Here is a 23,892-nt window from a genome sequence, read left to right as displayed (position 1 = left end):
CCCGGGTGGCCGAGTTGGTTCGTGAGTCCTATGGCCGGCTGTTGGCCCTGCTGGCCGCACCGACCGGCGATATTCCCGCCGCCGAGGATGCGATCGCCGATGCTCTGGAGCGGGCTTTGACCCGATGGCCAGAGACGGGAGTGCCGGACAACCCAGCCGCCTGGGTCCTCACGGTGGCCCGCAACCGGTTGCGCGATCAATGGAAGTCACACGCCTACCGGATGACGAACCCTTTGCCCGAAAAAGACTTCACCGCAACAGAATTGAACGGAGAAGAAGAGCTCGGTCCAATTCCGGATCGGCGACTGCAGCTGATGCTGGTGTGCGCGCATCCCGCGATCGCGGCCAACTGCCACACGCCGCTGATGCTGCAGACCGTTCTGGGCATCGACGCCGCCGCCATCGCGCGTGCGTTCTCGGTACCTGCTGCGACGATGGCGCAGCGGCTGGTACGGGCGAAGCGCCGCATCCGCGACGCCCGTATCCCGTTCGTCATCCCAGGGTGCGCAGACCTCGACGACCGGTTGCCCGCAGTGCTGGAGGCGGCCTACGGCGCTTTCGCGATCGACTGGCAGGTGGAGCCGCAAGGAGATCCGATCGACTCGTTGTCCGCCGAGGCGATGCATCTGGCACTCGTGCTGGCCGAACTGCTGCCCGAGGAGCCGGAGGTGCTCGGCCTGGCGGCCCTGATGTGTCTGTCGGAGGCGCGTCGGGCAGCGCGGCGCTGCGGTGACGGTGAGTTCGTGCCATTGGACGAGCAGGACACCCGACTGTGGGACGCGACGTTGATTTCCCGCGGCGAAAAACTGCTACATCGCGCACACCGCATCGGCAGACCAGGTCGCTACCAGTACGAGGCGGCGATCCAGTCGACGCATTGTGGCCGCGCGCAGGGCGGTTCGGTCGACAAGGTGGCGCTGCGCAAACTGCATCGCGCACTGATGCGCGTCGCACCGTCGTTGGGGGCTTCGGTTGCCCTGGCCGTGGTCGACGCCGAAGTCGATGGGCCGCTGGCGGGGCTCGCCGCGCTCGACGCGATAGCGGCCGTCGACCAATTTCAGCCCGGCTGGACAGCGCGCGCCCACTTGCTGGAATTGGCTGACCGGCCCGAAGCCGCCGCGCAGGCCTACCGACGGGCCATCGACCTCACCTCAGACGCGGGCGTTATCACCTATCTGAACCGCAGACTCGCCGCGCTGGGCCTCGATCAGACGTGAATCATTGTGTGTGGCAGACGAACTTGGTGCCGTTGAGGTCGAGGGTGACCTCGCCCTGGTGCTCCCAGTATTCCGAGCCCTGGCGCCCGTACCGAGATCCGCTGCCGGAAGGCTGCAGGAACAGGACGACGCGAGTTCCCTTCCAGTCCAGCACCGCCGTCTTCGGATCGAGTTGGTTGTAGAACTGGGCGCTCAAGGTGCCCGCTTCGGCAGGGCAGTTGTAGTTGATCACCGGTGGGGCGACGGTGGCGGGGTCGGCGATGGCCAATTCGACCGACCGGGTCTGGTATGCCTCCAGCAGGCAAGCCCGGATGTCGATGAAATCGGCGCAGCCGTCGCGGATCGTCGCGAAAGCGCTCTGCGCCGTCGTCAGCGTGGCCTGGTCGGCGCCCGGGCGGGCCAGCGCCTGTTGGTACGCCGACTGCACCCGCCGGTCGAGATCGCTCAATTGCGCGTCGCCGCATACCAATTGCTGTGCGCTGTTCGCAGGCTTGGTGCAATCGAATGTGGTCGCCGGTGCGGCCGGGGTCGAGGACGCCGGTGGCGCGGTGGCCAGTGACGAGGAGGTCGAGGCGGGGGTCGCGGTAAAAGACGTGTGAGGAGTCGATCCACCGCCGCAGGCACTGACAACCAGCACGGTCAGGATGGCGGCAAGCAGTCTCATACCTGCTGACTACCGGTTGGGTCCGCGAGGACCTGCGCGACACGCCCGCCGGTGGCCAAACTGCCAGAATCTTTCGGCGGCGCTCGCACTTTCGCGGTGCGGATTTTCTCCTCGCGTGGCCCTGTGCATCGAATCTTCGGTGCATGTCCTAGGTTGACTCCATGACCTGCGTCACATCTTCCCCCGACACGATCAGGAGTGGCGACCGATGAATCTTGGTGACCTCACGAACTTTGTCGAAAAGCCGTTCGCGGCTGTGTCCAACATGATCAACACTCCCAATTCGGCGGGGCGGTACCGCCCCTTCTACTGGCGGAATGTGCGCGATGCCGTGCAGGGGCGCAAACTAAGCGACTCGGTAGACGGCAGGGTCGTCCTCATCACCGGCGGGTCGTCGGGCATCGGGGAGGCGGCCGCGCACAAGATCGCCGAGTCGGGCGGCACCGTGGTGCTGGTCGCGCGCACCCTGGAGAACCTGGAAAAGGTCGCCGACGACATTCGCGGCAACGGCGGCAAGGCCCACGTCTACTCGTGCGACCTGTCCGACATGGACGCCATCGCCGCGATGGCCGACAAGGTGCTCGAAGATCTCGGTGGCGTCGACATTCTGATCAACAACGCCGGGCGCTCGATTCGGCGGTCGCTGGCATTGTCCTATGACCGGATTCACGACTACCAGCGGACAATTCAGCTGAACTACCTCGGCGCGGTCCAGCTCATCCTCAAGTTCATCCCCGGTATGCGGGAGCGTGGCTTCGGGCACGTCATCAACGTCTCCTCGGTCGGGGTTCAGACCCGTGCACCGCGGTTCGGCGCCTACATCGCCAGCAAGGCGGCCCTGGACAGTCTGTGCGACGCGTTGCAGGCCGAAACCGTAAGCGACAACGTCCACTTCACCACCGTGCACATGGCGCTGGTGCGCACGCCGATGATCAGCCCGACCAAAATGTACGACAAGTTCCCGGCCCTGACGCCCGACCAGGCGGCCGGTGTCATCACCGATGCTTTGATCCACCGGCCGCGCCGGGCCAGCTCACCGTTCGGTCAGTTCGCCGCATTGGCCGACGCCGTCAACCCGGCCGTGATGGACCGGGTACGTAACCGCGCATTCGGCATGTTCGAGGATTCAACGGCTGCCAAGGGCGGCGAGGCCGGCAGCGAAACCAGCACTGAGACAACAGATCTCGACAAGAGGAGTGAGACCTTCTTGCAGGCCACCCGAGGGATACATTGGTGACATCATGAGTCTTCCCAAACCGAATAAGCAGACCTCCGTCGTCATCACCGGCGCCTCTTCGGGCATCGGTACTGAACTGGCCAAGGGCCTCGCCAGTCGCGGCTTCCCGCTGGTGCTGGTCGCCCGGCGCCGCGAACGTCTGGACGAGCTTGCCGCTGAGCTGACCGCCGAACACAAGGTCGAGGTCGAGGTATTGCCGCTTGATCTATCCGACCCGAAAACCCGCGGGCAGCTGATCGAACGGCTGCGTACCGACCCGATCGCGGGCCTTTGCAACAGCGCGGGTTTCGGCACCAGTGGTGATTTCTACAAGTTGCCGGTTGAACGGGAAAGTGCGGAAGTCAACCTCAACGTGCTGGCCCTTACCGAACTCACCCACGCTGCGCTGCCCGGCATGGTCGAGCGCGGCGCCGGGGCGGTGCTCAACATTGCCTCGATCGCGGGGTTCCAACCGATCCCGTACATGGCGGTCTACTCGGCCACCAAGGCGTACGTTCTGACCTTCTCCGAGGCGGTGAACGAGGAGTTGCACGGCACCGGGGTGTCGGTGACCGCACTATGCCCGGGACCGGTGCCCACCGAATGGGCGCAGATCGCCGGTGCCGAACGGTTCGACATTCCGTTGGCGCAGGTGTCGCCTCAAGAGGTTGCCAAGCAAGCCGTGCAAGGAATGGTTGACGGGACGCGAACCGTGGTGCCGGGGATCGTGCCCAAGGTGGTCAGCACCGGCGGCCGGATCCTTCCGCGCAGTCTCCTGCTGCCGGGGATCCGAATCGGAAACAAGCTGCGCGGCGGGCCGGGTCGCTAACAGGGCGCGGCGGGTCGCCCCCGGGGAGGTGGGGCGATCGCAAGCGCGGCGTAGCCGTGCGCAGCAGGGCGCACTCAGGATGCGGTGGGGCCGTCCAACTAGCGGTCGGGCGCCACCTTAAGGACCTCACCGGGTTTGATGATGCGGTCTTGCTTGTCCACTACAGCCAACGCCGTTACATAGAGGGTGTCGGCGGAGTCGACTGCGACAGCCGTGGTCTTCACCGACATCGGCACTCTGATCGACGTGTTCGATCCGGCGGGCAGCTGAAAGAGTCCTTTATTGGTGTAGTCAGCGACAAAAAGATTGCCTGCCGCGTCCACGGTTAAACGGGAGGGGGCCATGGATTCGGGGATATTTAGCAGAACGGGCGCTGTAGTGCCGGCAGGGAGTTTATAGACGTGCGGTCGGCTCCCCCCCCTGATGGACGAGCACACGTAGATGTTGCCGGCCTTGTCGACCGACAGCCCGTGGGGTTGATAGAGGTCGGGAAACAGCACATTCGTCGGCCTGGTCTCGCCGGGCACCAGCCTCTTCAGCCCGTATTTGATCTGGTCGGAATAGTCTGAAAGTGGTCCTGCCGCATACACGTTGCGTGCGGAGTCAATCGCGATGGCTTCGATCGAAATGAATCCGCGAAAAGGCAGTCGGATTGGACTGGATGCGCCTACCGGTAGTTGCCACACCGCCTTGTGGTCGCTGATATAGACCGTGCCGGCAGCGTCGACGGCCATGTCTGTCGGCGTACGGAAATTCACGCTGGGTATATCCAAGATCGTTGCGGAGGGGGCACCGGGAACCAGTTTGAACACACGCGACTGCACCGGGTCGAAATGGCCTGCATCTGATGGGGCAGCGAGCGCTGCGAGAACGTAGATGTTGCCAGCGCCGTCGACCGCAACGCTGTTCAACCGGTCCAGGTCGGGAAACGGCAATCTGATCGGCGCCGACTTATACGTGTGAGGCACCGTGGCACCGGGGGTCGTTGAGGTTGGACTGGCGGGGGGACTATGCCGGACCATCCGGGGAATGGCTATAGCACCGCTAATGACTGCGCCAACGATGACGACACCGGCGACGGCGGGAGCGAGGAAACGCCACCGCAGTCGCCGCGACGGCGGGACTGGCAGGGGATTCGACTGGGAGCGCGGGTAGAAGTTTGTGAGGGACCGGTTCTGGTTGGGATCGCCGCCAGGTTGCGCCGCGTTGAGGGCAGGCGCTCCGATAGGAAGGCCCGGAGGTTGCCCAATCGGGGGCGGTTGAATTATCTGCGTGACGTCCCGCCGTGGCTCCGGCAGCGACGAGTCCGCGCTAGTCGGTTGGCTGCTTCGGGCGGAGGGCAGAATCATCGACAGGGCGCGTTGGGCGGCCGCTACTAGTTCCGCGGCGGTACGGAAGCGGGCATCGGGGTCGTTGGCCGTTCCACGGGCGATCACATCGCCGAATCCAGCCGGGACTACCTTCCGATCCTGAGCGCCTGCACCAGCTTCGGAATCAGAGGAGATGGGTTGGCCGGTGAGGCACTCGTGAAGCACGGCCGTGAGCGCATAGATGTCGTTGCGGTATTTAGCTTCAGGGTCAGTGACTAGTACCCGAGTGCGGTCAGTGGACGGTGTCTCTGCGGCAGCATCAGACAGATATGCCGTGCCGTCGCCGGCAAGAAGGATAGTGGCTGACGTTACGGGGGTATGGCTGCTCCGGCTGGCGTGGGCATTGTCGAGTGCAGCAGCGATTTGGCGTACCACATCGACCGCCCAAGCCGGGGCCAGTGGCCCGCTCCGTGCCAGGACGGACCGGAGGTCGCAATTCTGACCAGGACTCACCCAAAAGACTCTATCGGCATCAGCTAGGCGCAACTTTGAGCAGTCGGTTATTTTCCGTCAGATAAATAGTGCCTTCCCCGTCAACCGCCACGCCACCAAACGACTGATTTTCGGGTGCGGCGACCACCGTTGATGATGAGGCGCCAGGCGCGAGTTTCACCAACCGGCCCATGCCATCGGCATTGTCGACGACGTACACGGCATCCTTGGAATCGATTGCGATGCTCTGCGCCCTACCCAGTTGGCCGAATGGTAGCTGCGACGGTGCGGCCGCGCCGCGCGCGAGCTTGAGAACTCGGCCCGACTGAGTGGCGTAGACGGCACCGCCACTGTCCACTGCAACGCCGTCGAACAGTCCCGATCCAAACGGAAGCACTGTGGGAGCATCGGCACCTACCGCAAGCTCGAGAATATGGTCACGGGCGGCCACATAGAGGTTGCCCGCGGTATCAGTGGCGACACCGGACGGAAGGATCTCGCCAAACGGCAATTCGACTGGGGCGAGGGCTCCTGGTGCCAGTTTGAATACCTTGCCCCAGTTTTGGCGGGACCAATCAGCGACGTAAATGTTGCCGGCCGTATCCACACTCACCGATCTGGGACTATTGAGACCGCGAAACGGCACCTCAGCAGGCGCTGTGGAATTGGGAGCAAGTTTGTACAACCGCGGATCGCTGCTTTCGACGACATAGACGTCCCCGGCTGGACTGATCGATACACCAGCAAGCACGCCGACTCCGATGATTGGCAAGCGCGCCGCGTTGAGCGGCGGGACCGTGCTGGTCGTGACGGTCGACGCCGAGGGCGTAGTGCTGGTAGCTGGGGTGGCCCGCTGGCCCGGGCTGGACGAATGGGTCGTGGCAACGATCGCGATGGTGGTCAACAGCGCGGCGACGATGGCCAGGGCGGCTACACCAACCACGCGGCGGCTAGGGAGTTTACGAGCCGACGGTGGTCTTAACCGCGTCGGCGACTCGGCTAACGGTTGAGGAGGTCGCCAGGCGGTCTGGGTGGACGCATGTTGTGCTGCCCAGTAACGGCTTTCGATTGGCGAGCTGAGTGCTTGCTGTGCGGCCACGCCCAATTCGCCGGCGGTGGGGTAGCGCTCCCGAGCGTCTTTGGCCATGCCTTTCGCGATGACCTCGTCGAATCCGGCCGGCATGCCAGGACGGTGCTGGGTGGGTCGAGGCACGGGTGCGGTTAGGTGTGCGGCAACAATGGCCGGTATTTCTTCTCGGTCCTGGTAGGGCGCGGCTCCTGTGAGGCATTCGTAGAGGACGCAGGCAAGCGCGTATATGTCGGCGCCGGGTGTGACCTGGCCGGACGCTAGGCGCTCGGGAGCGAGATAAGCGAACGAACCGATGGTGGTCCCTTCGCTAGTGAGCTTGGTGTCTTTGGCGGCATTGGCCAAGCCGAAGTCGACGAGACAGGCGAAGTCATCTCGGCCGAGCAGGATGTTGGCGGGTTTGACGTCTCGGTGGATCACTGTTTCGGCGTGCGCCGCGTCCAGTGCGGCGGCGATCTGGCGCACAATCGCCACTGCCCGCGCCGGTGGCATCGCGCCACTATTTTGGAGGGTGCTTTGCAGGTCGGTGCCGTCAATAAGTCTCATGTCGATGTAGAGCTGGCCGTCAATCTCGCCGCAGCGGTGAATGGGCACCACATGCGGGTCGTGCAGGCGGCCGGCGGTACGTGCCTCGCGGAACAGTCGTTCGCGAAATGCTGGGTTGTGCGAGTAGCTGCTCGACAGCAGCTTCAGGGCCACTACGCGTTGCATGCTGGTGTCTTGGGCCTCGTACACTTCGCCGAACCCGCCGCTTCCCAGCAACCGTATGAGTAGATACGGCCCGAATCGCGAACCTACCCGGGAATTCGGTGAACTCACTATCCGACACCTAGTTCAAGCACCTTGCCGGCTGCGCATTGGTCGCTGCGATGGCAATCGACGACCAATAAGTCGCCGTCCTTGTCAACTGCGACACCGAAGGGGTAATTCAGGCCCTGAATGGGTAGTTCGGTCGAAGTAGTTGCACCGGAGACCAGCTTATACACCCGATGATTATTGATGTCGGAGACCAATAGAGTGTCGTTCTTGTCCACCGCCACACCGTAAGGAGAGTCGAGCCCTGGAAACGGAAGTTCGGTAGGGGTAACGGCGCCCGGCCCCAGTTTCAGCACCCGTCGTTCGCCGCTGTCGATGACGTAGACGTTGTCCTGCTTGTCCACAGCGATGCCTATCGGCGCTCCCAACTGCGTAGTTGGCATCAGCTGGATGGAACTGCTCGCGCCGGCCGGCAGCTTGAGCACCTGGTTCAAGCCGGCGTCCACCGCGTAGACGCTGCCGTCTTTACCCACGGCCACTGAGATGGGTCTACCGACATGGTTGAAGGGCAGCAGTGTGGGGCCGGGAGCACCAGGCACTAGCTTCCAAATGCCCGGGCCTTGCACGTCGGCTAGATAGACATTGCCAGCCGAATCGACTGCAACCCCCTCTGCGTAGACCTCCCCGAATGGCAGTTCGATAGCAGTGGCGGTCTGCCCAGGCGGCAGTTTGAGTACCCGCCCGTTTGGAGAGTGTGCGGTCAACTCGGTGGCATAGACGTTTCCGGCATCATCAGCGGCCACGCCGCGGGCTTGCACCAGATCCGGAAACTTCAGGATGGTCGGAACTGTCGACGAGGGTCGCGGTGTGCTGGTGGCAGTTGGCTGGGACTTGCCGGATCGACCGACGATGGCGACGACGCCGACCGTGCAGGCAACGGCGATCAAGACGGCCGAGGCAATGGCGATCATTATGCGGCGGCGTGGCTTTCGAGCGGGCTGTGCCCAGGTCGGTGGGGTCTGGGGCAGTAGGCGTTGAGGAGATGTCGGCGTCTCCGGGATCGGCGGTGCTGCCGGAGGCGTTTCAAAAGTCCATTCGCGGGTCGTCGGAGCAGGTCCAAGGGCCCGCTGGGCGGCTGCGGCCAGCTCCCCGGCGCTGGAATATCGCTCGTCGGGGTTCTTTGCCATGCCACGCGCGACGACCTCGTCGAACGCGGCCGGAATCCCGGCACGCTGTTGGCTGGGCCGCGGAACGGGTGCGCTCAACTGCGCGTTCATCAAGGCGGCTATATCGCGGTGCTCGGCGTACGGCGTCTGGCCGGTCAGCAGTTCGTACAGGACGCACGCGAGCGCGTATACGTCGCAGCGGTGATCCACCGTGGCGTTCGAAAGTCTTTCCGGTGCGACATAGTCAAAGGTGCCGACGGCCTTGCCGGGTTTGGTCAGCCGGGCATCGCCCGCGGCAGTGGCCAGGCCGAAGTCGACCAGGCTGGCGAAGTCGTCGCCGGAGAGCAGGATATTGGCGGGTTTGACGTCGCGGTGCGTCACCTGCTCGGCGTGCGCGGCATCCAGTGCCGCCGCGGTCTGACGGATCAGGTTGACCGCACGTACCGGGTCGAGGGTGCCTTCGCGCTGCAACACCGTCTCGAGATCGACGCCACGCACCAACCGCATGTCGATGTAGACCTGGCCGTCGATTTCGCCGGTGTTGTGGATGGGCAGCACATGGGGTTCACGCAGCCGGCCGGCGGTGCGGGCCTCCCGGAACAGCCTTTCGCGGAATACCTGATTCTGGGAAAAGGTGCTGTTGAGCAGCTTCAGCGCCACCGAGCGGTTCATTGTGGTGTCTTCGGCTTCGTACACCTCACCGAACCCGCCACTGCCCAGCAACTTGATCAGCCGATATGGCCCAAACTGCGAACCCGTCCGGTCGTCGACCACTCCCACCCCTTATCGCCCGTACCGGTTATCACCGACTGTGGCAATCCATCTTCCCAGACTGTCGGCGTTACTCTCAGCGCATGGCTTCCGTGGACCTGACCCTTGACGCCCCGATGACCCCGCAGGAGATGTGGGAGCACGTGTCGGATCTGTCGACGCTGGGGGATTGGCTCGTCATGCACGAGGGCTGGCGCAGCGACGTACCCCCCGTCGGCGAGATCACCGAAGGCACTCAGATCATCGGTGTTGCGCGCTCCAAAGGGCTGCGCAACCGGGTGACGTGGACGATCACCAAGTGGGAGCCGCCGCACGAGGTGGCGATGTCGGGCGACGGAAAAGGCGGCGCGAAGTACAAGGTCACCTTGTCCGTGAAGCCCAACAAGGACGGGTCCACCCTCGGACTGTCCGTTGAGCTGGGCGGGCGTGCGTTGTTCGGCCCGATCGGTTCAGCCGCGGCTCGGGCGGCCAAAGGGGACGTGCAGAAGTCGCTCGACAAGTTCCTCGAGCTGTACGGATAAAAGTCGTCAAGACACGTTCCGCGACACGCCGATCGGGTGTCGGTGGGCGGTCATAGACTGGCGTCCCTATGAGTCAGTCCTCGTTCGTGCACCTGCACAACCACACCGAGTATTCGATGCTCGACGGTGCCGCGAAGATCTCGCCGATGATGGCCGAGGTGGAGCGGCTGGAGATGCCCGCGATCGGCATGACCGACCACGGAAACATGTTCGGCGCCAGCGAGTTCTACAACACCGCCACAAAGGCCGGGGTCAAGCCGATCATCGGCGTCGAGGCCTACATCGCGCCGGCCTCGCGTTTCGACACCCGCCGCGTGCTCTGGGGCGATCCGAGCCAGAAGTCCGACGACGTGTCCGGCAGCGGTTCCTACACCCACCTGACGATGGTCGCCGAGAACGCGACCGGCCTGCGCAACCTGTTCAGGTTGTCGTCGCTGGCATCGTTCGAAGGCCAGCTCGGCAAGTGGTCGCGGATGGACGCCGAACTCATCGCCGAACACGCCGAAGGCATCATCGCCACCACCGGCTGTCCATCCGGCGAAGTGCAGACGCGGCTGCGTCTGGGGCAGGTCGACGAGGCGGTCGAGTCCGCGGCCAAGTGGCGCGAGATATTCGGTGCCGACAACTACTTCCTCGAGTTGATGGATCACGGCCTGTCCATCGAACAGCGAGTCCGTGAGGGTCTGCTCGAGATCGGCCGCAAGCTCAACATTCCGCCGCTGGCCACCAACGACTGCCACTACGTCACCCGTGACGCTTCACACAACCACGAGGCGCTGCTGTGCGTGCAGACTGGTAAGACGCTGTCGGACCCGAACCGGTTCAAATTCGACGGTGACGGCTACTACCTCAAGTCGGCGGCCGACATGCGCAAGCTGTGGGACGACGACGTTCCCGGCGCGTGTGACTCCACGCTGCTGATCGCCGAGCGGGTGCAGTCCTACGCCGACGTCTGGACGCCCCGTGACCGCATGCCGATCTTCCCGGTGCCCGAGGGCCATGACCAGTCGACCTGGCTTCGGCACGAGGTGATGGCCGGACTGCAGCGGCGTTTTCCGTCCGGTGTTGGCCAGAACTACCTCGACCGGGCTGAATATGAGATCAAGGTCATCTGCGACAAGGGCTTTCCGGCCTACTTCCTGATCGTCGCCGACCTGATCAACCACGCGAAATCGATCGACATCCGGGTCGGGCCGGGACGTGGTTCGGCGGCGGGTTCGCTGGTGGCCTACTCGATGGGCATCACCAACATCGACCCAATTCCGCATGGGCTGCTTTTCGAGCGGTTCCTGAACCCGGAGCGGCCGTCGGCACCCGATATCGACATCGACTTCGACGACCGTCGCCGCGGCGAGATGGTGCGCTACGCCGCCGAGAAGTGGGGCAGCGACCGCGTTGCCCAGGTCATCACATTCGGCACCATTAAAACCAAAGCAGCACTGAAGGATTCGGCGCGAATCCACTATGGGCAGCCGGGTTTCGCGATCGCCGACCGGATCACCAAGGTGCTGCCGCCGCCGATCATGGCCAAAGACATTCCGTTGTCGGGCATCACCGATCCCGCGCACGAACGCTTCAAGGAAGCGGCCGAGGTCCGCAGTCTGATCGAGACCGACCCGGATGTGCGCACCATCTACCAGACCGCACGCGGCTTGGAAGGCCTGATCCGCAACGCCGGTGTGCACGCGTGCGCGGTGATCATGAGCAGCGAGCCGCTGACCGAGGCCATTCCGCTGTGGAAGCGACCCCAGGACGGGGCCATCATCACCGGCTGGGACTATCCGTCGTGCGAGGCCATCGGCCTGCTGAAGATGGACTTCCTGGGCCTGCGCAACCTGACGATCATCGGCGACGCGATCGAGAACATCAAAGTCAACCGAGGAATCGACCTCGATCTGGAGTCGGTGCCGCTAGACGACAAACCCACCTACGAGTTGCTGGGGCGCGGCGAGACCCTGGGTGTCTTCCAGCTCGACGGCGGGCCGATGCGTGACCTGCTGCGCCGCATGCAGCCCACCGAGTTCAACGACATCGTTGCGGTGTTGGCGCTGTACCGGCCGGGGCCGATGGGCATGAACGCCCACAACGACTACGCCGACCGCAAGAACGGCCGTCAGGCGGTCAAGCCGATTCACCCGGAGCTAGAGGAACCGCTGCGCGAGATCCTCGCCGAGACCCACGGCCTGATCGTCTACCAAGAGCAGATCATGTTCATCGCCCAGAAGGTCGCCTCCTACACGATGGGTAAGGCCGACGCGCTACGGAAGGCGATGGGCAAGAAGAAGCTCGAGGTGCTCGAAGCCGAGTACAAGGGCTTCAAAGAAGGCATGACCGCCAACGGCTTCTCCGAAAAGGCCGTGAAAGCGTTGTGGGACACCATTCTTCCGTTCGCCGGCTACGCCTTCAACAAGTCGCACGCGGCCGGGTACGGCCTGGTCTCCTACTGGACCGCCTATCTGAAGGCGAACTATCCCGGCGAATACATGGCGGGCCTGCTCACCTCGGTCGGCGACGATAAGGACAAGGCCGCGGTCTACTTGGCCGACTGCCGCAAGCTGGGTATCACGGTGTTGCCGCCGGACGTCAACGAGTCGTTGGTGAACTTTGCCTCCGTCGGCAAAGACATTCGTTTCGGGCTGGGCGCGGTGCGCAATGTGGGTGCCAATGTGGTGGGGTCGCTGATCAAGACCCGCAACGAAAAGGGCAAGTACACCGACTTCTCGGACTACCTGAACAAGATCGACATCTCGGCCTGCAACAAGAGAGTCACCGAGTCGCTGATCAAAGCGGGTGGCTTCGACTCGCTCGGTCACCCGCGCAAAGGTCTGTTCCTGGTGCACACCGATGCGGTCGACTCGGTCCTCGGCACCAAGAAGGCTGAGGCCATCGGGCAGTTCGACCTGTTCGGCGGTAGCGATGCCGGCGTCGAGTCCGTCTTCACCATCAAGGTGCCTGAGGACGAATGGGAAGACAAGCACAAACTCGCGTTGGAGCGCGAGATGCTCGGCCTCTACGTATCCGGCCATCCCCTCAACGGGGTTGCGCATCTGCTGGCTGCGCAGGTGGACACCGCGATCCCGGCTATCCTCGACGGCGACGTCGGCAATGACACCCAGGTGCGGGTAGGCGGCATCCTGGCTTCGGTCAATCGCCGGGTGAACAAGAACGGATTGCCCTGGGCATCAGCGCAATTGGAAGATCTCACCGGTGGCATCGAGGTGATGTTCTTCCCGCAGACGTACTCCAACTTCGGTGGTGAGATCGCCGATGATGCCGTGGTGCTGGTCAACGCCAAGGTGGCCATCCGTGACGACCGGATCAGCTTGATCGCCAACGAACTCGTGGTGCCGGATTTCACCAACGCTCAGCCGAATCGGCCATTGGCCGTCAGTCTGCCCACCCGGCAGTGCACCATCGACAAGGTCACCGCCCTCAAGCAGGTGCTGGCGCGGCATCCCGGCACCTCACAGGTGCACTTGCGGCTGATCAGCGGCGAACGGATCACTACTTTGGAACTGGATCAGTCGCTGCGGGTGACGCCGTCGCCCGCGCTGATGGGCGACCTGAAGGCGCTACTCGGCCCGGGCTGCCTGGGCGTCTAAGCGGGTTGCACCCGAACGATCACGCTGTCGGGCCACACGCCGCGGTCGCGCGCGCGACGGAATTTCTCTCGCAGCGGGAGATCGCGGTGCACGTTCGTGACACCCGGAATCTTCAACAGCGGCACGATGTTCCACTGCCAGCCATACCGTCGGTGCAGTAGTCGGTTGCCGCGTTCGGCGTCCGTGCCGGACAGGATGGTCGCGCGGCCCGCGACCGCCGTAGCGCCGGGGCGCACTTGCCCGCGGTAGTCGCAAGCAATGAGTTCGACATCGGGCCGCGAGGTCAATCGCTTGGTCTTGGGGCCGCTCTTGGTGCGAAACAGCAGTGCGTCGTCGTCGAGGGCGAACCAGATAGGGGTATCGGCGGGCGTGCCGTCGCGGCGAAACGATCGCAGCATCGCGTATCTGGTGGCGCTCAGCTCGTGGAGTGTGTGCATGTTGCACATTCAACGACTTAGAGTTGACTCTAAGTCAAGGGAGGTTTGCGATGAGCCTGAGCATCGGTGAGGTGGCCCACGAAGCCGGGATCGCGGCGACGACCTTGCGCTACTACGAACAGATCGGCCTGGTGCCGGCGCCCGCTCGCTTGGGCGGCCAGCGTCGTTACGACAGTTCGGTGCTGGCGCGCCTCGAGGTGATCCGACTCTGCAAGTCCGCTGGATTCTCACTCGATGAGATCCAGCTGCTGTTCGCCGACGACGCACCGGGACGGCCTGCGAGTCGCGCACTGGCCGAGACGAAGCTCGCTGAGATCGATGACCAGATGGCGTCGTTGGCGCGTGCGCGGGACGTCATCGAATGGGGGATGCGCTGTACGTGTCCGTCAATTGATACCTGCTCCTGCGGAATTCATCGAGCGGTGCCTGCGTGAGCGCCGCCCCCGACCGCCACGGTGAACCACACGACGGTCAATCGGCGTGTCACGTCGAGAAATTCACAATCGGCTCCACAACGTAGGCTCACCCTGGTAATCCGATCACCGGCGAAGGAGGGCGGAAATGACTCCTACCGAGCGTCCTGCCACCATGTGCGAGGCCTTTCAGAGCACCGCGGCGATCGATCCGGACGCGGTGGCCCTGCGCACGCCCGGTGCCACTCAGACGCTGACCTGGCGAGACTACGCGGAACAGGTGAAGAAGGTAGCTGCCGGGCTGACCGGTTTGGGGGTCCGCCGGGGTGACACCGTTTCGCTGATGATGGCCAACCGAGTCGAGTTCTACCCGCTTGAGGTGGGCGCGCAACATGTTGGGGCCACGTCGTTTTCGGTGTACAACACGCTGCCCGCCGAGCAGTTGACCTACGTGTTCGACAACGCGGGCACCCGGGTGGTGGTCTGCGAGGAGCAATACGTCGACCGGGTCCGGGCCAGCGGTGCACCCATCGAGCACATCGTCTGCATAGACGGAAAGCCCGCGGGCACCCTCTCGGTGGACGACCTATATGCGGCCGCACCCGATGACTTCGACTTCGAGTCGACCTGGCGTGCGGTACAACCCGATGACATCGTCACTCTCATCTACACCTCGGGCACGACCGGCAATCCCAAGGGCGTGGAGATGACCCACACCAACCTGCTGTTCGAGGGTTACGGCCTCGCCGACGTTCTCGGCGTCGAATTCGGCGACCGGGGCACCTCGTTCCTGCCCACTGCCCACATCGCCGACCGGATGTGCGGGCTCTACCTCCAGGAGATGTTCGGTACCCAGGTCACCACGGTTTCCGACGCGCGGGCCATCGTGTCCGCAGTGTCGGATGTGCGGCCCACCGTCTGGGGCGCGGTGCCGCGGGTGTGGGAGAAGCTGAAAGCCGGAATCGAATTCATCGTCAGCAACGAAGCCGACGAGATGAAGAAGGCGGCGCTGCAGTGGGCGATGTCGGTCGCCGGCAAGCGCGCTCAGGCGCTGCTGGCCGGCGAGCAGATGACGGACGACGTTGCGGCCGAATGGGATAAGGCCGACGAGTTGGTGCTGTCGAAGCTGCGTGAGAAGCTCGGCTTCGGCGAGCTTCGCTGGGCGGTTTCGGGTGCGGCTCCGATCCCCAAGGAAACGTTGGCGTTCTTCGCCAGCATCGGTCTTCCGATCGCCGAGCTGTGGGGAATGTCCGAACTCAGTTGTGCCGCCACCGTGAGCCATCCGCGCGATGCGCGCCTGGGCACCGTCGGCAAACTGATGCCCGGGTTGGAGGGCAGAATCGCCGATGACGGCGAGTTCCTGGTGCGCGGTCCGCTGGTGATGAAGGGCTACCGCAAAGAACCGGCCAAGACCGCCGAAGCGATCGACGCCGACGGATGGCTGCACACCGGCGACATCATCGAGATGGACCCGGACGGCTATCTGCGGGTGGTGGACCGCAAGAAGGAACTGATCATCAATGCGGCGGGAAAGAACATGTCGCCGGCCAACATCGAGAACACCATCGTGGCGGCCTGCCCAATGGTCGGGGTGATGATTGCCATTGGCGACGGGCGGCCGTACAACACCGCTCTGCTGGTGTTCGACGCCGACTCGGTGGGTCCGTACGCGGCCCGGCTCGGCCTGGATCCCTCTCCGGACGCTCTGGCGTCGCACCCGGAGGTGATCGCGCAGATCGCCGCCGGCGTGGCTGTCGGCAACAACAAATTGTCGCGGGTAGAGCAGATCAAGCGATTCCGCATACTGCCCGCGTTGTGGGAGCCCGGTGGCGACGAGATAACGCTGACCATGAAGCTCAAACGCAAACCGATCCACGCCAAATATTCCGCGGCTATCGAAGAGCTGTATGCGAGCCGGCTCGGAGCAGACGTACACGAGCCGGCTGCCGCATCGGCAACACAACCGGCATAGCACGGCCTATCAGAGGGGAGTAGTGGTGACGGCACGCGAAGTTGGTCGCAGCGGGGTGCGAAAGCTCTTGCAGCGCACCGGAATTGTCGAGGAATCCACCACCGCGCTGGCGACCGACACGGACGCGGTTACCGAGTTGCTGGGCGCCGAGTGGTTCGGTGACCGGCTCGACGCGATGGCCAACGAGCTCGGCCGTGACCGGGAAAGCGTGCGCGTGGAGGCGGCGGGCTATCTGCGTGAAGTGGCGGCGTCACACGACGAGCGTGCGGTGCAGGCGTGGCGGGGCTTCAGCAGATGGCTGATGCGGGCCTACGACGTGCTGGTCGATGAGGACCAGATCGCTCAACTGCGCACCTTGGACCGCAAGGCGACGTTGGCATTCGCGTTTTCGCACCGGTCCTACCTGGACGGCATGTTGCTGCCCGAGGAGATCGCGGCCAACCGGCTGTCGTCCGCGCTGACCTTCGGTGGGGCAAATCTGAACTTCTTCCCGATGGGCGGCTTTGCCAAGCGCACCGGGACGATCTTCATTCGCAGGCAGACCAAAGACATCCCGGTGTACCGGTTCGTGCTGCGCGCCTACACCGCGCAGTTGGTGCAGAACCACACCAACCTCACCTGGTCGATCGAAGGCGGGCGCACCCGAACCGGCAAGCTGCGGCCCCCGGTGTTCGGCATCCTGCGCTACCTCACCGACGCGGTCGACGAAATCGACGGCCCCGAAGTGTATTTGGTGCCGACTTCCATCGTGTACGACCAGTTGCACGAGGTGGAAGCGATGACCACCGAAGCCTACGGCGCGACGAAGCGGCCCGAGGACTTCCGGTTTCTGGTGCGGCTTTCCCGGCAGCAGGGTGAGCGACTGGGGCGCGCCTATCTCGACTTCGGTGAACCCCTCCCGCTGCGCAAGCGACTGGAGGAGTTGCGCGCGGACTCGTCGGGCACCGGGACAGTGGTCGAGCGCATCGCGCTGGACGTGGAGCACCGGATCAACCGGGCCACGCCGGTCACACCGACCGCGGTGGTGAGTCTTGCACTGCTGGGCGCAAACCGTTCGCTGTCCATCACCGAAGTGCTGGCCACGGTGCGACCGTTGGCGAGCTACATCGCAGCCCGCAATTGGGCGGTGGCCGGTGCGGCGGACCTGACTAACAAGTCGACGATCCGGTGGACGCTGCACCAGATGGTCGACTCCGGCGTGGTGAGTGTCTACGAGTCCGGCACCGAAGCGGTCTGGGGGATCGGCGCCGACCAGCATCTGGTGGCGGCCTTCTACCGCAATACCGCCATCCACATCCTGGTTGATCGTGCAATCGCGGAATTGGCGTTGTTGGCGGCGTCGGAAGGCGCTGCCGACGGCGCGGTTTCCCCGGCGGCGGTGCTGGAGGAAGCGCTGCAACTGCGCGAACTGCTGAAGTTCGAATTTCTGTTCTCGGCGCGTGCGCAGTTCGAGATGGAACTCGCCGACGAGGTTCGCCTTATCGGACCGTTCGTCGACACCTCCAAGGAGGCCAGGGCGGTCGACGTGCGGGAATTGCTGGAATCGGCCGATCTGCTGTTGGCCCACCTGGTGTTGCGTCCGTTCCTGGACGCCTATCACATTGTGGCCGACCGACTGGCTGCCCTGCAGGACGAAGCGCTGGACGAGGACACCTTCCTGACCGAGTGCCTCGAGGTCGGCAAGCAGTGGGAATTGCAGCGCCGGATCGCCAGCGCCGAGTCGAGGTCGATGGAGCTGTTCAAGACGGCGCTGCGGCTGGCCCGGCATAAGGAGCTGGCTGACGGCACCGATCAGGCCGACCTCGCCAAGCGCCGTCAGCAGTTCGCAGACGAGATCGCGACGGCGACCCGCAGGGTCAACGTGATTGCGGAATGGGCTAGAACGAGGGTCAGTCGCGCTGGTATGTGACGGCCTTGAGCACCAGGCCGACAGCTACGGCCAGCGCGGCACTTCCTAGCACCGCGGCCGCGGCGTTCCTGGTGACCACACCGATCAGTGCCAGTGCAACGAGGCCCGTGACCACTGCGAACAGCTTGTGCCGGGGCCACGGAACGCCCGCAACGAGCACGTCGGGGGGACGCATGACGGGCTGAGTCATGCGTTTGAGCATAGCCATCACTTCTGGTTTCGGGTAGGCGAAACCTTGGTTGTGGTAGTGCTCACAGCTGCGCGGTTGCGCGAGGCATAGAGTGGTCGCCATGCCGCTAGAAGGTGAGTACGCACCCAGCCCATGGGATTGGTCCCGCGAGCAAGCCGACAAAATCGCCGACTCGGGGGGAACCGAAGGCACGGAGCTCAAAGGGATGAAGGTCATCCTGCTGACTACCGTCGGTGCCAAGACCGGCAAGCTCCGCAAGACCCCGTTGATGCGGGTCGAACACGACGGCGAGTACGCGATCGTCGCATCGCTGGGCGGGGCCCCGAGGAATCCCGTTTGGTACCACAACGTGGTGAAGAACCCCCGGGTGGAGCTCCAGGACGGTACCTCCACCGGTGACTATCAAGCGCGTGAGGTTTTCGACGACGAGAAGGCCACCTGGTGGGACCGCGCGGTCGAGGCATACCCGGACTACGCGGATTACCAGACCAAGACCGATCGCCAGATTCCGGTCTTCGTACTGACCCCGGTGAGCTGAACCGCTTCTGCGCAGGCATGGCACCATTGACCGGTGTCCGCCGAACTAAGCAGGAGCCCGCGTCCTTCGATCACCCAGCCGCTGTCCGCGGCTGACATTGACGGAGCCGCGAAGCGAATTGCTCCGGTGGTCTTGCCCACCCCCTTGCAGTACAGCGACCGTTTGTCGGCCATCACCGGCGCAAACGTGTACCTCAAGCGCGAAGACCTGCAGGTGGTGCGGTCGTACAAACTGCGCGGCGCTTACAACCTGCTGGTTCAGCTGTCCGACGTGGAACTGGCCGCCGGGGTGGTGTGTTCTTCAGCCGGTAACCACGCGCAAGGCTTCGCGTATGCGTGCCGGTCGCTCGGTGTGCACGGCCGTGTCTACGTACCGGCGAAGACACCCAAGCAGAAGCGCGACCGCATCCGGTATCACGGCGGGGAGTTCATCGAGCTGATCGTGGGTGGTTCGACCTACGATCTGGCCGCCGCGGCAGCGCGCGCGGACGTCGAGCGCACCGGCGCGACCCTGGTGCCGCCCTACGACGACCTGCGCACCATGGCCGGTCAGGGCACCGTCGCAGTCGAGATCCTCGATGCGCTGATCGGAACCGTTGCAGAGCCTGACCTGGTGGTGGTGCCGGTGGGTGGTGGCGGCTGTATCGCCGGCATCACGACCTATCTGGCCGTACGGACCACCAACACCTCGGTGCTGGGCATCGAACCGGCCGGCGCCGCCGCGATGATGGCCGCGCTGGCGGCCGGTGGACCGGTGACCCTGGATCATGTGGACCAGTTCGTCGATGGCGCCGCGGTCGCTCGGGCCGGGACGCTGCCGTACCAGGCGTTGGCGGCCGCCGGAGACATGGTGTCGATCACCACCGTCGACGAGGGCGCCGTGTGCACCGCGATGCTCGATCTCTATCAGAACGAGGGCATCATCGCCGAACCGGCGGGAGCTCTGTCGGTCGCCGGTCTGTTGGAAGCCGAAGTCGAGCCCGGCTCCACGGTCGTCTGTCTGATCTCAGGCGGCAACAACGACGTCTCGCGCTACGGGGAGGTGCTGGAGCGTTCGCTGGTCCATCTGGGCCTCAAGCACTACTTCCTGGTCGATTTTCCGCAGGAACCCGGTTCCCTGCGTCGCTTTCTCGACGAGGTGCTGGGTCGCAACGACGACGTCACGCTGTTCGAATACGTCAAGCGGAACAACCGTGAGACAGGCGAGGCGCTGGTGGGCATCCAGCTCGGATCGGCCGCTGATCTCGACGGACTGCTGGCCCGCATGCGGGCGTCGGAGATTCACGTCGAAACGCTGCAACCCGGTTCGCCGGCCTACCGGTACCTGTTGCTCTGAGCGCCTCTCGCGCCTACTGACGCAGGTATGACGGCAGCGGCGTGGCCGGGTCGAGATCGCTTGCGGGCTCGGGTGTTCCGGCCATCAACGTCATCGGGACGACTCCGGCCCAGTACGGCAGCGTCTCATCCTCCGGGTCGTCGGCCACGCCGCCGCTGCGCACCTTGGCCGAAACCTCGACGAGTTCCACGGCGAGCACCGCAGTGGCGGCGAGTTCACGGGCGTTAGCAGGCCGGCAATCGGCCGCTCGCCCCGGACGGACATGGTCCAGCAGCGCGTCGAAGGCCCGTTTCTTCTCTTCCGGGTCGTCAACCAGTCGCGCGGTGCCCAGCAGCACCACCGAGCGGTAATTGAGTGAATGGTGCATGGCCGACCGGGCCAGTACCAGGCCGTCGACGAGCGTGACCGTCACACAGACGGGCAGGCCGGACTGTCTCGCGCTCAACATCGGACCGCTGCCGGTGGAACCGTGCATGTAGAGGGTCTCGCCCAAGCGGGCGTGGGTGGTCGGCAGCACTACCGGTCGGCCGTCATTGACGTAGCCGACGTGGCAGATCAGCGACTCGTCGAGGATGCGATGGACGGTCTCGCGGTCGTAGCGCGCGCGTTCCCGGTAGCGGGTCGGCGTCGTGCGAGGGGAGGGCAGGTATCCGGTTTCCATGAGATTGCCTCCGCGGAATGTGTTGCATATTTGCTTTGTACTAGTTCATAATGAAAAGCGTGCCAGTACAATACAGCATATCCGGAACCGGTGCCGAGTCGATAGCGGCGAGCGTCGAAGAAGGGATCTCGCACGGTGCGTTGGCGCCGGGGGACCCGCTACCGCCGATTCGCGAGATCGCGGGGCAACTCGGGGTTAACGCCAACACCGTGGCCGCCGCGTACCGACTGCTGCGCGATCGGGGTGCGGTCGAAACCGCCGGACGGCGCGGTACCCGCGTACGGGACCGCCCCGCAACCACGCCGCGGTCGCTGTTGGGCCTCGCGGTTCCCGAGGGCGCGCGCGATTTGTCGACGGGTAACCCGGATCCGGCTTTGCTGCCGATCGCCACGATGCAACTCGTGGCGACGCACCCCGGTAAGCCCCTGCTGTACGGGCAGTCGGCGATGTCGACTGAGTTGTTCGACTACGCCATCGCAGACCTCAGTGCCGATGGTGTGCCGGCCGAGCATCTCGCGGTGACCAGCGGTGCGCTGGATGGCATCGAACGGGCGCTGACCGCGCATCTGCGCCCGGGCGACCGGGTTGCGGTCGAGGATCCGGGTTGGGCGAATCTGCTCGATCTGATTGCAGCACTTGGCCTTTCCCCCGAACCGGTCAGTGTCGACGACGAGGGGCCGGTGGTGCTCAGTATGGCGCGGGCACTGCGCCGCGGGGTGCGGGCGATCATCGTGACCACCCGTGCGCAGAACCCGACCGGCGCCGCGCTGTCCAAGAAGCGTGCCGCCGCCCTGCGTAGCCTGCTGGCCGGCAAGACCACCGATGTATTGGTCATCGAGGATGACCACTGCGCCGGCATCGCAGGCGCGCCGTTGCACCCGTTGGCCGGTGCGACGCGCCGCTGGGCATTTATTCGGTCGGCTTCCAAGGCTTACGGCCCCGACCTGCGGCTTGCGGTGCTGGCCGGCGATCGCCGCACCGTCGAGCGGGTGCACGGCCGGTTGCGGCTCGGGCCGGGGTGGGTGAGCCGGCTGCTGCAAGACCTGGCGGTCCGTCTGTGGTCGGACGAGACGGCGAGGGAGATGGTGGTGGCGGCCGGGGATCAGTACGCGAACAACCGGAACGGATTGCGCGACGCGCTGGCCGAGCGCGGGGTCACCTCGCACGGACGATCCGGGCTCAATGTGTGGATCCCGGTACCAGATGAGACCGTTGCCATCACTCGGTTGCTTAACGCGGGCTGGGCCGCGGCACCAGGAACGCGGTTTCGGATGGAGACACCGCCGGGCATGCGCGTCACCGTGGCGGAACTGACCGACGACGATATCGATCCGCTGGCGGACGCCATCGCGGAGGCTATTCACGGAGCTGGACGGCCAAGTGTGTGAGCGTGGGCGAGCGGTCCGCACCGACAACATGACGCGTCACGTCGTCGGCGACGGCTTCCAGTTTCGCCAACTCGGGCTGGCTCTGAACGCAGCGCCGCGCGGTAGCCAATACCTCGTCGACCTTGCGGACAATCGAGGCTCGCCGCTCGTCGCTGGACACCATGGGTCCGGCGTTCCGCAGCATGCTCAGTAAGGCCGACAAAGTCTCTGGATCTGCTGCGCCCAAGCGCTGGAGCTGACTGCACGCCAAGTCGAGGTAGTAATCGAATCCATGCGCGGGCACGGTCAGCCGGTTTGCGCCCGCACCGTCTCGGTAGATCTCGGCGCCGAGTTGCATTGGGGCGAGTTTGCACATCAGGATCGCCATCTCGTGCGCAGCCTGCACTGCGGTGCGGAAGTCGTAGTCGTGCATGGACCGCGCCGAGACGTCCACCAACTGGGCGAAACCCAGCTCGACATCTTGGCGGCGGGTCCGCTCGAACCCGATATGCACGGCGTTGTCCAGGGCGGCAGCTAGTGCGGCGACGTCAAGGGCGAGATGGGAATCATCGGACCACACCCAGGCAATGGGAGCGTTTTCGACCACGTGCGCTCCCACCTCGGCGGCAAGCAGGCAGGTGCAGCCGCACCGGCTGGCCGCAGCCACAATCGACGGGGTGTGGACGTATTGAATGTACCCAGACATGCTGGCGCGCAGTGCAACTGCGCCGGGCGGCGGCCCGGCAGCCACGGTCGCGTCGCCCTCGCCGGCGGCGCGTCCGACGCCAGGCGGCAAGTCGCTGATGACGCGCGCGGTAGTGATTCTCAGCGTTGCGAGCACGCGGTCGATCTGAATCAGATGGACCATGCGGTCGATGTAGTAGATCAACGCACCAATACACAAGAAGAGCGTGCACAGACCCAGGGTCACCGAGAGTCGGGGAAAGTCTCCTGGCTGCAGGCCGACCGTGTACAGACCCGCAGCGTTGTAGGTGAAGCTGCCGACGAATGTGGCGAGTACCACCTGGTTCGCCCCATCGCGCACGAAGTTGCGGAGTAGGCGGGGGGAGTAGCGGTTGGCCGCTGTCTGCACGGCCACCATGGTCAAACCGATGATCAGCGCGAGCACGCCGACGATCGAGGTGGCGCAGGTCAGGAGCAGGCGGCGTGCCTCGTCTGCGCTACCCACGAATAACAGCGGACCTAGAATCGACTCCCGCGAAGGCCGGACATGGGAGATCGCGGAGCCGAGCGTGATCGCGCCGGCTGTGAACAGGGCAGGCAACAGCCAGAGCGTTCCGGTGAGCTGATACCGACGCTGTCGCCAGTTGCGGTGCGGCACGGCACCCACCCCCGTTCATTTTCAGTTCATGAAATGTTTGCGGGAGGTTCAGGCTGCCGACCGCGCGCGTTACTTTACGCGCAGGGGGCCGGAATTC

19 protein-coding genes are annotated in these 23,892 nt (G+C 64.5%); 11 read left to right on the top strand and 8 right to left on the bottom strand.

The window, feature by feature from the left end; all coding sequences use genetic code 11:
- Positions 1–5 precede the first annotated feature (5 nt).
- The gene (locus tag ACZY1I_RS28895) at positions 6–1,217 is read left to right on the top strand and encodes an RNA polymerase sigma factor (protein ID WP_463760710.1); all 1,212 of its coding nucleotides are present in this window, start codon (positions 6–8) and stop codon (positions 1,215–1,217) included.
- A gap of 1 nt (position 1,218) precedes the next feature.
- Here the strand turns inward: ACZY1I_RS28895 and ACZY1I_RS28890 are convergent, their stop codons facing one another.
- A complete protein-coding gene (locus ACZY1I_RS28890) occupies positions 1,219–1,881 on the bottom strand; it encodes an MliC family protein (protein ID WP_463760708.1) in 663 nt (220 codons plus the stop codon).
- Between the two features lie 208 nt (positions 1,882–2,089).
- Between ACZY1I_RS28890 and ACZY1I_RS28885 the strand changes: the two genes are divergently transcribed.
- Complete coding sequence (locus tag ACZY1I_RS28885) at positions 2,090–3,118, top strand: SDR family NAD(P)-dependent oxidoreductase (RefSeq protein ID WP_463760706.1); 1,029 nt, start codon at positions 2,090–2,092, stop codon at positions 3,116–3,118.
- A 4-nt stretch (positions 3,119–3,122) separates the two neighbouring features.
- On the top strand, positions 3,123–3,926 hold the full coding sequence (locus ACZY1I_RS28880; RefSeq protein WP_463760703.1) for an SDR family NAD(P)-dependent oxidoreductase: 804 nt from the start codon (positions 3,123–3,125) through the stop codon (positions 3,924–3,926).
- Between the two features lie 98 nt (positions 3,927–4,024).
- On the opposite strand, the gene ACZY1I_RS28875 is transcribed toward ACZY1I_RS28880, so the two are convergent.
- From ACZY1I_RS28875 to ACZY1I_RS28865, 3 genes are all read right to left on the bottom strand, one after another.
- Positions 4,025–4,861 carry an NHL repeat-containing protein gene (locus ACZY1I_RS28875; RefSeq protein ID WP_463760699.1) on the bottom strand — a complete coding sequence of 279 codons (837 nt, stop codon included), beginning with the start codon at positions 4,859–4,861 and terminating at the stop codon, positions 4,025–4,027.
- Between the two features lie 907 nt (positions 4,862–5,768).
- Positions 5,769–7,634, bottom strand: coding sequence for a serine/threonine-protein kinase (locus ACZY1I_RS28870; RefSeq protein ID WP_463760696.1), 1,866 nt, complete (start codon positions 7,632–7,634; stop codon positions 5,769–5,771).
- Positions 7,634–9,511, bottom strand: coding sequence for a serine/threonine-protein kinase (locus ACZY1I_RS28865; protein WP_463760693.1), 1,878 nt, complete (start codon positions 9,509–9,511; stop codon positions 7,634–7,636). Before ACZY1I_RS28865 ends, ACZY1I_RS28870 begins: the two co-directional genes overlap by 1 nt.
- 80 nt (positions 9,512–9,591) lie before the next feature.
- Here ACZY1I_RS28865 and ACZY1I_RS28860 point away from each other — a divergent pair, with 80 nt between their 5' ends.
- Both ACZY1I_RS28860 and dnaE read left to right on the top strand, forming a co-directional pair.
- On the top strand, positions 9,592–10,029 hold the full coding sequence (locus ACZY1I_RS28860; RefSeq protein ID WP_463760690.1) for a type II toxin-antitoxin system Rv0910 family toxin: 438 nt from the start codon (positions 9,592–9,594) through the stop codon (positions 10,027–10,029).
- 68 nt (positions 10,030–10,097) lie between these two features.
- Positions 10,098–13,631, top strand: coding sequence for a DNA polymerase III subunit alpha (gene dnaE, locus ACZY1I_RS28855; protein WP_463760687.1), 3,534 nt, complete (start codon positions 10,098–10,100; stop codon positions 13,629–13,631).
- Here the strand turns inward: dnaE and ACZY1I_RS28850 are convergent.
- Positions 13,628–14,068 (bottom strand): PPOX class F420-dependent oxidoreductase, encoded by a 441-nt coding sequence (locus ACZY1I_RS28850; protein WP_463760685.1) that lies wholly within the window; start codon positions 14,066–14,068, stop codon positions 13,628–13,630. The genes dnaE and ACZY1I_RS28850 overlap by 4 nt on opposite strands.
- Before the next feature lie 50 nt (positions 14,069–14,118).
- Here ACZY1I_RS28850 and ACZY1I_RS28845 point away from each other — a divergent pair, with 50 nt between their 5' ends.
- The 3 genes from ACZY1I_RS28845 to ACZY1I_RS28835 all read left to right on the top strand — a co-directional run bounded on the left by ACZY1I_RS28845 (position 14,119) and on the right by ACZY1I_RS28835 (position 18,362).
- Positions 14,119–14,502 (top strand): MerR family transcriptional regulator, encoded by a 384-nt coding sequence (locus tag ACZY1I_RS28845; RefSeq protein WP_463760682.1) that lies wholly within the window; start codon positions 14,119–14,121, stop codon positions 14,500–14,502.
- A 127-nt stretch (positions 14,503–14,629) separates the two neighbouring features.
- Positions 14,630–16,453, top strand: coding sequence for a fatty acid--CoA ligase FadD11 (gene fadD11 / locus ACZY1I_RS28840; protein WP_463760680.1), 1,824 nt, complete (start codon positions 14,630–14,632; stop codon positions 16,451–16,453).
- 25 nt (positions 16,454–16,478) lie between these two features.
- On the top strand, positions 16,479–18,362 hold the full coding sequence (locus ACZY1I_RS28835; protein ID WP_463760678.1) for a lysophospholipid acyltransferase: 1,884 nt from the start codon (positions 16,479–16,481) through the stop codon (positions 18,360–18,362).
- Here ACZY1I_RS28835 and ACZY1I_RS28830 read toward each other — a convergent pair.
- Positions 18,343–18,552 carry a hypothetical protein gene (locus ACZY1I_RS28830; RefSeq protein ID WP_463760675.1) on the bottom strand — a complete coding sequence of 70 codons (210 nt, stop codon included), beginning with the start codon at positions 18,550–18,552 and terminating at the stop codon, positions 18,343–18,345. The genes ACZY1I_RS28835 and ACZY1I_RS28830 overlap by 20 nt on opposite strands.
- A gap of 100 nt (positions 18,553–18,652) precedes the next feature.
- Between ACZY1I_RS28830 and ACZY1I_RS28825 the strand changes: the two genes are divergently transcribed.
- Together ACZY1I_RS28825 and ilvA are read left to right on the top strand one after the other, a co-directional pair.
- Entirely contained in the window at positions 18,653–19,090 is a 438-nt protein-coding gene (locus tag ACZY1I_RS28825) for a nitroreductase family deazaflavin-dependent oxidoreductase (RefSeq protein ID WP_463760673.1), read from the top strand.
- A gap of 33 nt (positions 19,091–19,123) precedes the next feature.
- Positions 19,124–20,425 (top strand): threonine ammonia-lyase, encoded by a 1,302-nt coding sequence (gene ilvA, locus ACZY1I_RS28820; RefSeq protein ID WP_463760669.1) that lies wholly within the window; start codon positions 19,124–19,126, stop codon positions 20,423–20,425.
- Positions 20,426–20,438: 13 nt separating this feature from the next.
- On the opposite strand, the gene ACZY1I_RS28815 is transcribed toward ilvA, so the two are convergent.
- Entirely contained in the window at positions 20,439–21,086 is a 648-nt protein-coding gene (locus ACZY1I_RS28815; protein WP_463760666.1) for a pyridoxamine 5'-phosphate oxidase family protein, read from the bottom strand.
- 59 nt (positions 21,087–21,145) lie between these two features.
- Between ACZY1I_RS28815 and ACZY1I_RS28810 the strand changes: the two genes are divergently transcribed.
- Positions 21,146–22,474 (top strand): aminotransferase class I/II-fold pyridoxal phosphate-dependent enzyme, encoded by a 1,329-nt coding sequence (locus ACZY1I_RS28810; RefSeq protein WP_463760662.1) that lies wholly within the window; start codon positions 21,146–21,148, stop codon positions 22,472–22,474.
- Here ACZY1I_RS28810 and ACZY1I_RS28805 read toward each other — a convergent pair.
- On the bottom strand, positions 22,443–23,804 hold the full coding sequence (locus tag ACZY1I_RS28805; RefSeq protein WP_463760660.1) for a DUF2254 domain-containing protein: 1,362 nt from the start codon (positions 23,802–23,804) through the stop codon (positions 22,443–22,445). The two genes, ACZY1I_RS28810 and ACZY1I_RS28805, sit on opposite strands and share 32 nt — an antisense overlap.
- Positions 23,805–23,892: the final 88 nt, after the last annotated feature.

It is taken from the genome of Mycobacterium sp. IDUB_37, assembly GCF_055419245.1.
This window is presented reverse-complemented; position numbering and strand designations above follow the sequence as displayed.